This is a genomic window from Arenimonas sp. (genome assembly GCF_041919775.1).
Taxonomy (GTDB): domain Bacteria; phylum Pseudomonadota; class Gammaproteobacteria; order Xanthomonadales; family Xanthomonadaceae; genus Arenimonas.
The window spans coordinates 17,753-27,364 of record NZ_JAYRTE010000027.1 but is presented as its reverse complement, the minus strand read 5'-3'; the positions used below and the strand labels follow the sequence as shown (position 1 = coordinate 27,364).

Below are 9,612 nucleotides of genomic sequence, written 5' to 3'. Positions count from 1 at the left end.
GGCTTCAGCCGCGAAGCTTTTGTGAACGCACCGGGTGCCCGAAAAGCTTCGCGGCTGAAGCCGCTCCTACAGGGGTGTGCACTGCGCCCGGCAGTGTATTCTCCGGCTTCAACGCTTCGAGGGCTGCGGGTCGCGACGCATGGATGAAGGCAGGCACGACGACGAAGCGATGCTGGCCCAGCTCGAGGCCCTGCTGGCCGAAGGCCGGGGCTGCGAGGACCCGGTCCTGCTTTCCGAACTGCTGGCGATGCTGCACGAGCTGCGGCGCGAGGCCGACAGCGCCAGCCTGCGCTACCAGAAGCTCTTCAATGCCGTTCCCGACCCGGTCAGCCTGATCGACGCCGACGGCCGCATCGTCGACCTCAACACGGCCGGCGAGCTGGCCTACGGCCTGCCGCGCGACCAGATCGTCGGCAAGCTGGTGCACGTCATCAACCCCGACCTGCCCCCGGACCACATGGCGCCGGTGCTCGAAACCCTGGCCCGCAAGCGCACCCACGTGGTTGAGGTCTACAACAAGCGCGCCGACGGCAGCCGGTTTCCGGTCGAAGTGCATTCGGCGCGGTTCGTCGACGGCCCGCACCAGTTCGTCATCGCCGTTGCCCGCGACCTCACCGGCCGGCGCGAAGCCGAAGAAAACCTCAACACCCTGCTGTCGGTGATGGACAAGGGCGTGCTGGTGCAGGACAAGGACGGCACCGTGCTGTCCGCCAACGCCGCCGCAATGCGCATCCTCGGCTTGCCGGAAGACCAGAGCATCAACAACAGCCTGCGCTGGCAGGACTGGATGGTGGTCGACCACCGCGGCTGGCCGCTTCGCTTCGGTGAAATGCCGTCGATGCGGGCCGCGCGTACCGGCCGGATCATCGAATCCACCCTGATGGGCGTCTACCACACCGGCCGCAAGCAGCTGACCTGGCTGTCGGCGACCTCGGTGCCGCAGTTCCGCGCCGGTGAAAGCACGCCGTCACGGGTGATCTCGCTGTTCTCGGACGTCACCGACCTCAAGCGTGACAGCGCCCTGTTCCTGCGAACCCAGGCCCTGGCCCGCATCGGCGGCTGGGAATGGGACGGCGGCCGCGAGCGGCTCTACCTCACCGACGAGGCGCTGCGCATCATCGGTCGCCGCGAGGACCCGCCGCGATCGCTCGATGACGCCCTCGCCCAGGTCGTCACCGCGGACCGCCCGCGGGTTGAGGAAGCCCTGCAGAGCGTGCTGCGCGACGGCGGCGCCTTCGACATGGAAATCCAGCTGCGCCGCCCGGACGGCCGCACCCACTGGGCCCGCCTGATCGGCCAGTCCGAAGGCCGGGCGCCGATGACCGCGCGCATCACCGGCATCCTGCAGGACATCACCCAGCGCCGGCAGATCGAGGAAGCCCTGCGCAGCCAGGCACGCACCGACGCCCTGACCGGCCTGTTCAACCGCGACGGCGCCCTGACCGAACTCGAGCGGCGGGTGATGGAAGGCGAAGGCGGCCTCACCGTCGTCTACATCGACCTCGACCGCTTCAAGCTGGTCAACGACCTGCTCGGCCACGCCGCCGGCGACCAGCTGCTGGTGAACGCGGCGCGCCGCCTGGAGGGCTGCACCGGCGACAACGATGTCCTGGCGCGTTTCGGCGGCGACGAGTTCCTGGTACTGGCCGATACCCGCGATGACCCGGGCGCGGCCGAGGCCCTGGCCGCACGCATCACCCGCGCCTTCGGCGACAGCTTCCGCTACGCCGGCGAGGAATTCACCATCACCACCAGCGTCGGCCTGGCGCGTTATCCCGAACATGGGGCGACGGTGCAGCAGCTGGTGAACAACGCCGACGCGGCCATGTACGACGCCAAGCGCCGCGGCCGCAACACCTGGCAGACATTCACGCCGGAGCTGGCCCGGCAGCAGCACGACCGCGTGCAGGTGGAAGCGCAGCTGCGGCGGGCGCTGGAGAACGAGGAGTTCCGGCTGGAGTTCCAGCCGCTGGTGAACCTGGCCGATGGCCGCGTGCGTTCGGCCGAGGCGCTGATCCGCTGGCGCAACCCGGCGCTGGGCGAACTCAGCCCCGAGCTGTTCATCAACCACGCAGAAACCACCGGCGACATCGTGCGCATCGGCGCCTGGGTGATCCAGTCGGCCTGCCGGCAGATGGCCGACTGGCGCAAGGCGGGGCTGGCCCCGGCGCGCATGGCGGTCAACGTTTCCTATCGCCAGTTCCTCACCGAGGACCTGGTGCCGCTGGTCGCGCAATGCCTGCAGGAAAACGACCTGCCCGGCGAGCTGCTTGAACTCGAATTCACCGAGCGCGTGCTGATCGAAGACGCCCCCGACACGCTCAGGACCTTCGAAGGCCTGCGCAAGCTGGGCGTCGTGCTGACGATCGACGATTTCGGCGAAGGCTACAGCGCGCTCAACTACCTGCGCCGCCTGCCGATCCACGGCCTGAAGCTGGCCCAGGGCTTCCTGCAGGGCGTGCCCGGCAATGAGTCCGACGCCGCGATCTGCCAGGCGGTGGCCGGCATCGCCCAGGCCCTGGGCCTGGACCTGGTCGCCGAGGGCGTGGAAAGCAGCATGCAGCGCGACTTCCTGCTGGGCCTGGGCGTACGCACCGGCCAGGGTTTCCTGTTCAGCCCGCCGATGGACCCGGACGGCTTCCTCGCCTACCTGCGCCAAACATCCCTGTAGGAGCGCCTTCAGGCGCGAATCTTTTGCCTTGGCCTTCGGCCAAGAAGAAATTCGCGCCTGAAGGCGCTCCTACATGGGGTCTGCAACCGGGTAAAATTGCCGGATTACGCATCAACCCGGGGTTCCCGCATGAAGATCCAAGACACCCGCGCCGTCATCACCGGCGGCGTTTCCGGCCTGGGCCTGGCCGTGGCCAGGCACCTGGTCGGCGGCGGCGCCAAGGTCGCGCTGCTGGACATCAACGACACCAAGGGCGCCGACGCCGTGGCCGAACTGGGCGTCGACAACGCCGCCTACTGGCGCACCGACGTCACCGACGAAGCCCAGGTCGCCGCCAACGTGGCCGCGGCGAAGGCCTTCATGGGCGGGCTCAACGTGGCGGTGAACTGCGCCGGCATCCTCGGCGCCGGCCGCGTGCTGGGCAAGGAAGCGCCGATGCCCCTGAAGAACTTCGCGACCACGGTGATGGTGAACCTGGTCGGCAGCTTCAACGTGGCCAAGGCCGCGGCTGACCTGATGCAGCACAACGAGGCCGAGGAAGGCGAACGCGGCGTGATCGTCAACACCGCTTCGGTCGCCGCGTACGAGGGCCAGATCGGCCAGGCCGCGTATTCGGCGTCCAAGGGCGGCGTGGTCGGCATGACCCTGCCGATGGCCCGCGAGCTGGCGCGCTTCGGCATCCGCGTGAACACCGTGGCGCCGGGCATCTTCTGGACCCCGATGGTCGACGGCATGCCCGAGGCCGTGCAGCAGTCGCTGTCGGCGTCGATCCCCTTCCCGTCGCGCCTGGGCCGGCCGGAAGAATTCGCCGACCTGGTCGCCTACATCCTCGGCAACCGCTACCTCAACGGCGAAACCATCCGCCTCGACGGCGCCGTGCGCCTGGCCCCGAAATAACCCACCCGGAAAACCCATGAAAGCTTCCGACATCAAGAAAGGCAACGTCGTCGAACACAACGGCACCGTCTACCAGATCCGCGACATCGAGCGCAGCTCGCCGCAGGGTCGCGGCGGCAACGTCAAGTTCCGCTTCACCATGTACAGCGTGCCGGGCGGCGTGAAGTTCGACCTCAGCGTCGGCGGCGACGACGAACTGCGCGAAGTCGAGCTCAGCCGCCGCGCCAGCACCTTCAGCTACAAGGACGGCGAAGCTTTCGTGTTCCTCGATGCCGAGGACTACACGCCCTACCAGCTCGACGCCGATGTCATCGGCGACGACGCGGGCTACATCACCGACGGCCTGGAAGGCTGCTACGTGCAGCTGATCGAGGACGCGCCGGTGGCCGTGCAGCTGCCGCCGAGCGTGGTGCTTGAAGTCGTGGACACCCCGCCGGAGCTCAAGGGCGGCACCGCCACCAAGCGCCCGAAGCCGGCCAAGCTCAACACCGGCATCGAGATCATGGTGCCGGAGTACATCTCCAACGGCGAGAAGATCCTGGTCAGCACGACGACCGGCGAGTTCGGCGGGCGGGCCTGAGGGCGCGGGCGAGGGGACGGGTGCAATTTGCCACCGGCTTATCGGTCGCCCGACAGACCCTCGGGGCAAATTGCACCCGTCCCCATTACCAGCCACTTCGCGGCCATGCGCCGCAATGAGTCGTCGGCCGACGGATCGGCCGCGATCCCGCTGATCGGCTTCCACGCCAGGTCCAGCGACTCCTCGCCCACCGCGAACTGCTCGCTGCCCGTCGCCCGCACGACGAAGCGCACGTCGTAGTGCCAGTGTTCCGGTTCTTCGCCCCGGGCCGGGATGGCGTGCCGGTCCAGGTCGAAGATGGCGGGCTCGACCACCAGATCGCTTAATCCCGACTCTTCTTCGGCTTCCTTCAGGGCCACCGCCGCCAGGTCGGCATCGCCGTCGGCATGTCCGCCCAGCTGCAGCCAGCGGCCCAGCTTGCGATGGTGGGTCAGCAGCACACGCTGGCCGGACCCGTCCACCAGCCAGGCCGAACCGGTGAAATGCCCGGCCAGGCGCCGTCGTTCATAGACCGGGCCCGGATCCGCGAGCAAGGCCTCGAAAAGATCCACCGTGGCCGCTTCCCCGGGAAATCGCCGGCGGTAGTCGGCCAGGGCGGCGGCAAGCTCGAAAACGGGTCGCATGGGGCTCCTGGGGCGGCGTGAACGGGCCGCCAGTCTACCCACAGCGCCCCGCCCGCTCGGGTAAACTCGGCCGATACCTCTGGGGAGAGAGTGTTCATGTCCGATTCCTCGCCGGCCCACCCGGGCCGCGAACCGAGCCTGCTGCAGGCCCTGCTGCCGCTGCTGGTGCTGTTCATCCTGCTGCCGCTGGCGGTGTACCTCTACGCGGACAACTCGTCCTACGGCGCCAACCAGATTTCGCTGCTGCTGGCAGCCGGCGTCGCCGCCCTCGTGGGCCTGCGCAACGGCATGCGCTGGGACGACATCCAGGAGTCGATCATCAACGGCATCGCCATCTCCGGCACCGCCATCCTGATCCTGCTGGCGGTGGGTGCGCTGATCGGCACCTGGATCCTGTCCGGCGCGGTACCGACGATGATCCAGTACGGCCTGGCCGTGCTGCACCCGTCTTTCTTCTACCCGGCCGTGTGCCTGGTCTGCGCGATCGTCGCGATCACCATCGGCAGTTCCTGGACGGTGGCCGGCACGCTCGGCGTGGCCCTGATCGGCGTCGCCCAGGGCCTGGGCCTGGACGTGGCGATCACCGCCGGCGCGATCATTTCCGGCGCCTACTTCGGCGACAAGATGTCGCCGCTCTCCGACACCACCAACCTGGCGCCGGCGGCGGCCGGCGGCGAGCTGTTCGCCCACGTCCGGCACATGACCTGGACCACCCTGCCCAGCCTGGCCATTGCCCTGGTCGGTTTCGCCTTCCTGAGCATGGGCAGCGAAGCCGGCGATGCCGCGGTGGGATTCGGTGACCTGTCGGGTGAACTGCAGAAGCAGTTCGCGCTGGGACCGCACCTGCTTATCCCGCTGGTCGTGGTGTTCGTGCTGGCGATCCGGCGTTTCCCGGCCTTCCCGACCATCTTCATCGGCGCCCTGCTCGGCGCCGTTTTCGCGGTGATCTTCCAGCCCGATCTGGTTGTCGCGCTGGCGGGCAACGAGACGCTTTCGCGGCCGATGGCCCTGCTCTCGGGCGCCTGGACGGCGCTTTTCGACGGTTACAAGGGCGAAAGCGGCAACGCCGCCGTCGATGACCTGCTCAACCGCGGCGGCATGGTCAGCATGCTCAATACAGTCTGGCTGATCATCTGCGCAATGACCTTCGGCGCAGTGATGGACAAGGTGGGCCTGCTCGAAAGGCTGATCCGCAGCGTGCTGAAGATGGCGCGCTCCACCGGTTCGCTGATCATCGCCACGCTGGTGACGGCCTTCGGCACCAACGTTCTCGCCGCCGACCAGTACCTGGCGATCGTGCTGCCCGGCCGCATCTACAAGAGCGAATACGAAAAGCGCGGCCTGGCCCCGGAAAACCTCTCGCGCGCGCTCGAGGACGCCGGCACCATCACCTCGCCGCTGATCCCCTGGAACACCTGCGGCGCGTACATGGCCGCCACGCTCGGCGTCGCCACGCTCGACTACCTGCCGTATGCGCTGTTCAACCTGGTCAACCCCGTGCTGGCCGGTATCCTCGCCTACGTCGGCTTCAAGATCCTCAAGACCAGCCCGACGGTGGCGATCCAGCATCGCCGCGAAGGCTGATCCACCCTTTCACTCCGGAAAACGAATTCGATGGACAACAATTCAATCCACGGCATGTGGTCCTCGCGCCTGGCCTTCATCCTTGCGGCCAGCGGCTCGGCGGTGGGCCTAGGCAACATCTGGCGCTTCCCCTACCTGGCCTCGGACAACGGCGGCGGCGCCTTCGTGCTGATCTACCTGGGCTGCATCCTGCTGGTCGGCCTGCCGATCATGGCCGCCGAGATCCTGATGGGCCGCGAAGGCCGCATGAGCCCGGTGAACACGCTGCGCAAGCTGACGCGGGAAGGCGGCCATAGCGGCGGCTGGACGGTGATTGGCTGGATCGGCATGCTCGCCGCGGTCGCGATCCTGAGCTTCTACAGCGTGGTGGGCGGCTGGACCCTCCACTACGTGTGGCTGTATGTCGCGCAGCTGTTCGGCGGCGCGCCGATCACCGACCCGGGCGCGACCTTCGGCGCGATGCTTGCCAGCCCGGCCACCCTGGTGTTCTGGCACAGCGTGTTCATGCTGGTGACGGTGGGCGTGGTGGCCATGGGCGTCGAGAAGGGCCTCGAGCGCGCGGTGAAGTTCCTGATGCCGCTGCTGTTCCTGATCCTCCTGGGCCTGCTGGCCTATGGCATCAGCACCGGCAAGGTCGGCCAGGCCTTCGAATTCCTGTTCAAGCCGGACTTCAGCGAAGTCACCGGCGACACCCTGCTGGCCGCGCTCGGCCAGGCCTTCTTCTCCTTGAGCCTGGGCATGTGCGGCATCATGACCTACGGCGCCTACCTGCCCCGCAGCATCTCGATCCCGCGCGTCGCGGTGACGGTGGCGGGCATGGACACGGCGGTGGCCCTGCTGGCGGGCCTGGCGATCTTCCCGGTCCTGTTCGCCTTCGGCCTGGACCCGGCGGGCGGCGGCCCGGGCCTGATATTCACCTCGCTGCCGCTGGCCTTCAACGACATGCCGTTCGGCATTCTTTACGCGGTGGCCTTCTTCGGCCTGCTGTTCGTGGCTGCCTGGACCTCGTCGATTTCGCTGCTCGAGCCGCCGACGGCCTTCCTGGTCGAGATGGGCAAGATGTCGCGAAAGACCTCGGCGATCATCGCGGCCCTGGTGATCTGGGCCATCGGCCTGGTGACGGCGCTGGGCTTCAACGTCTGGCAGAACGTGCGCGTCTTCGGCCGTGACCTGCAGGGCGCCATCGAGTTCGTCGCCTCCGACATCATGCTGCCGGTCGGCGGCCTGCTGATCGCGCTCTTCGCGGGCTACGTGCTCAGCCGCAAGATCACCCGCGAGCAGCTCTCGCACCTGGGCGATTTCGGCTTCCAGGCCTGGCGCTTCCTGATCTGCATCATCGCCCCGGTGCTGGTGCTGATCGTGCTGGCGGCCAAGCTTCTGGGCTGAACGGACACCGCTTGGCACACCCGGACACCACCTCCAGCACCGACAACGGCGACTTCACCCGAAGCTTCCTGGGCGTGTTCCGCTTCAGCGGGCGGGCGCTGGAACTGGTCTGGAGCACCAGCCGGGGCCTGACGCTCTGGCTGGGCCTGCTGACGGTGGTCGGCGGCCTGCTCCCGGCGGGCATCGCCTACGTCGGCGCGCTGATCGTCGATGCCGTCGTAGATGCCAGCCGCGCGGCGGCGGCGGGTGAGGCCGTGGCGATGGCGCCGGTGTTCTGGCTGATCGCGCTCGAAGCGGTGCTGGTGATGGGCGTGGCCGGCGCGCAGCGCGGCATCTCGCTGTGCCAGTCGCTGCTGCGGGCGCAGCTGGGCCAGCGCGTGAACGTGATGATCCTGGAAAAGGCGCTGACCCTGCAGCTGGCGCACTTCGAGGACTCGGAGTTCTACGACAAGCTGACCCGGGCCCGGCGCGAGGCCTCGAGCCGCCCGCTGTCGCTGGTGACGCGCACGTTCGGCCTGGCCCAGAACGGCATCTCCCTGGTCAGCTACGGCGTGCTGCTGGCGCAGTTCTCGCCGTGGGCCGTGGCGGTGCTGCTGCTCGCCGGGCTGCCCGCGTTCCTGGCCGAAACCAAGTTCTCCGGCGATGCCTTCCGCCTGTTCCGTTGGCGCTCCCCGGAAACGCGCATGCAGATGTACCTGGAAACGGTGCTGGCGCGCGAGGACCACGCCAAGGAGGTCAAGCTCTACGGCCTCGGGCCGCTGCTGCTCGATCGCTACCGCGGCATCTTCCAGACGCTGTATCGCGAAGACCGGAAGCTGGCAATCCGCCGCGATGGCTGGGGATTCGTGCTCGGCCTGATCGGTACCCTGACCCTGTATGCCGCCTATGGCTGGATCGCGCTGACCACCGTGGCCGGCCGCATCACGCTGGGCCAGATGACGATGTATTTCATGCTCTTCCGCCAGGGGCAGTCGGCGGTGGCGGCGATCCTGTCGGCGATCGGCGGCATGTACGAGGACAATCTCTACCTCTCCACCCTCTACGACTATCTCGACACGCCGGTGCCTGCCTCGACGGGCTCAGCGCGCAATGGTCATGATCCCGACGACGGCATCCGGTTCCAGGATGTCTCCTTCACCTACCCCGGCGCTGAAGAACCCGCACTGCAGGGCATCGACCTGCACATCCGTCCCGGTGAGTCACTGGCCCTGGTTGGCCAGAACGGCTCCGGCAAGACCACGCTGATCAAGCTGCTCACGCGCCTGTACGACCCCGACCACGGCCGGATCCTGCTCGACGGCCGCGATCTTCGGGAATGGGACGAAGCCACGCTGCGCCAGCGCATCGGCGTGATCTTCCAGGACTTCGCCCGTTACCAGATGCGCGTCGGCGAAAACATCGGCGTCGGCGACGTCGGGCAGTTCGAGGACCGGCAACGCTGGCAGGAGGCCGCCGACCGGGGCATGGCCACGCCCTTCATCGAGGCGCTGCCGGAAGGCTTCGATACGCAGCTGGGAAAGTGGTTCCGCGACGGCCGCGAACTCTCCGGCGGACAGTGGCAGAAGATCGCGCTCGCCCGCGCCTTCATGCGCTCCAACGCCGACATCCTGGTGCTGGACGAGCCCACCGCCGCGATGGACGCGGAGGCGGAAGCCACGATCTTCGAGCACTTCCGCAAGCTGACCACCAACCGCATCGCCATCCTGATCTCGCATCGTTTCTCCACCGTGCGCATGGCCGACCAGATCATCGTCATCCAGGAGGGCCGCATCATCGAACGCGGCAGCCACGAGGCCCTGATGGCGCAGGACGGCCATTACGCGCACCTGTTCAAGCTGCAGGCGCAGGGATACCGCTGAACCACCCCCAAA

General features: G+C 67.9%; 7 protein-coding genes. 6 read left to right on the top strand and 1 reads right to left on the bottom strand.

The genetic code is table 11. The features are described from left to right. Positions 1 to 139 precede the first annotated feature (139 nt). The 3 genes from ACE3TE_RS11970 (at position 140) to yeiP (ending at position 4,148) form a co-directional block, all read left to right on the top strand. Entirely contained in the window at positions 140 to 2,671 is a 2,532-nt protein-coding gene (locus tag ACE3TE_RS11970; protein WP_374605271.1) for an EAL domain-containing protein, read from the top strand. Positions 2,672 to 2,800: 129 nt separating this feature from the next. After that, positions 2,801 to 3,568 carry an SDR family NAD(P)-dependent oxidoreductase gene (locus ACE3TE_RS11965; protein ID WP_374605269.1) on the top strand — a complete coding sequence of 256 codons (768 nt, stop codon included), beginning with the start codon at positions 2,801 to 2,803 and terminating at the stop codon, positions 3,566 to 3,568. Positions 3,569 to 3,584: 16 nt separating this feature from the next. Further along, positions 3,585 to 4,148, top strand: coding sequence for an elongation factor P-like protein YeiP (gene yeiP / locus ACE3TE_RS11960; protein ID WP_374605267.1), 564 nt, complete (start codon positions 3,585 to 3,587; stop codon positions 4,146 to 4,148). Positions 4,149 to 4,186: 38 nt separating this feature from the next. On the opposite strand, the gene ACE3TE_RS11955 is transcribed toward yeiP, so the two are convergent. Continuing rightward, the gene (locus tag ACE3TE_RS11955; RefSeq protein ID WP_374605265.1) at positions 4,187 to 4,771 is read right to left on the bottom strand and encodes an NUDIX hydrolase; all 585 of its coding nucleotides are present in this window, start codon (positions 4,769 to 4,771) and stop codon (positions 4,187 to 4,189) included. Positions 4,772 to 4,867: 96 nt separating this feature from the next. On the opposite strand from ACE3TE_RS11955, the gene nhaC reads away from it, so the two are divergent. The 3 genes from nhaC to ACE3TE_RS11940 are packed head-to-tail and all read left to right on the top strand — an operon-like array spanning position 4,868 to position 9,600. Then, the gene (nhaC, locus tag ACE3TE_RS11950) at positions 4,868 to 6,355 is read left to right on the top strand and encodes a Na+/H+ antiporter NhaC (protein ID WP_374605263.1); all 1,488 of its coding nucleotides are present in this window, start codon (positions 4,868 to 4,870) and stop codon (positions 6,353 to 6,355) included. Positions 6,356 to 6,385: 30 nt separating this feature from the next. Further along, positions 6,386 to 7,741: a sodium-dependent transporter gene (locus tag ACE3TE_RS11945; RefSeq protein WP_374605261.1), complete on the top strand. Its 1,356-nt coding sequence runs from the start codon at positions 6,386 to 6,388 to the stop codon at positions 7,739 to 7,741. 11 nt (positions 7,742 to 7,752) lie between these two features. Further along, entirely contained in the window at positions 7,753 to 9,600 is a 1,848-nt protein-coding gene (locus ACE3TE_RS11940; RefSeq protein WP_374605259.1) for an ABC transporter ATP-binding protein, read from the top strand. Positions 9,601 to 9,612: the final 12 nt, after the last annotated feature.

Coding starts and splice junctions, on each gene's coding strand:
- yeiP (WP_374605267.1), top strand. CDS start 3,585: ATGAAAGCTTCCGACATCAAGAAAGGCAACGTCGTCGAACACAACGGC.
- ACE3TE_RS11970 (WP_374605271.1), top strand. CDS start 140: ATGGATGAAGGCAGGCACGACGACGAAGCGATGCTGGCCCAGCTCGAG.
- ACE3TE_RS11955 (WP_374605265.1), bottom strand. CDS start 4,771: ATGCGACCCGTTTTCGAGCTTGCCGCCGCCCTGGCCGACTACCGCCGG.
- ACE3TE_RS11965 (WP_374605269.1), top strand. CDS start 2,801: ATGAAGATCCAAGACACCCGCGCCGTCATCACCGGCGGCGTTTCCGGC.
- nhaC (WP_374605263.1), top strand. CDS start 4,868: ATGTCCGATTCCTCGCCGGCCCACCCGGGCCGCGAACCGAGCCTGCTG.
- ACE3TE_RS11945 (WP_374605261.1), top strand. CDS start 6,386: ATGGACAACAATTCAATCCACGGCATGTGGTCCTCGCGCCTGGCCTTC.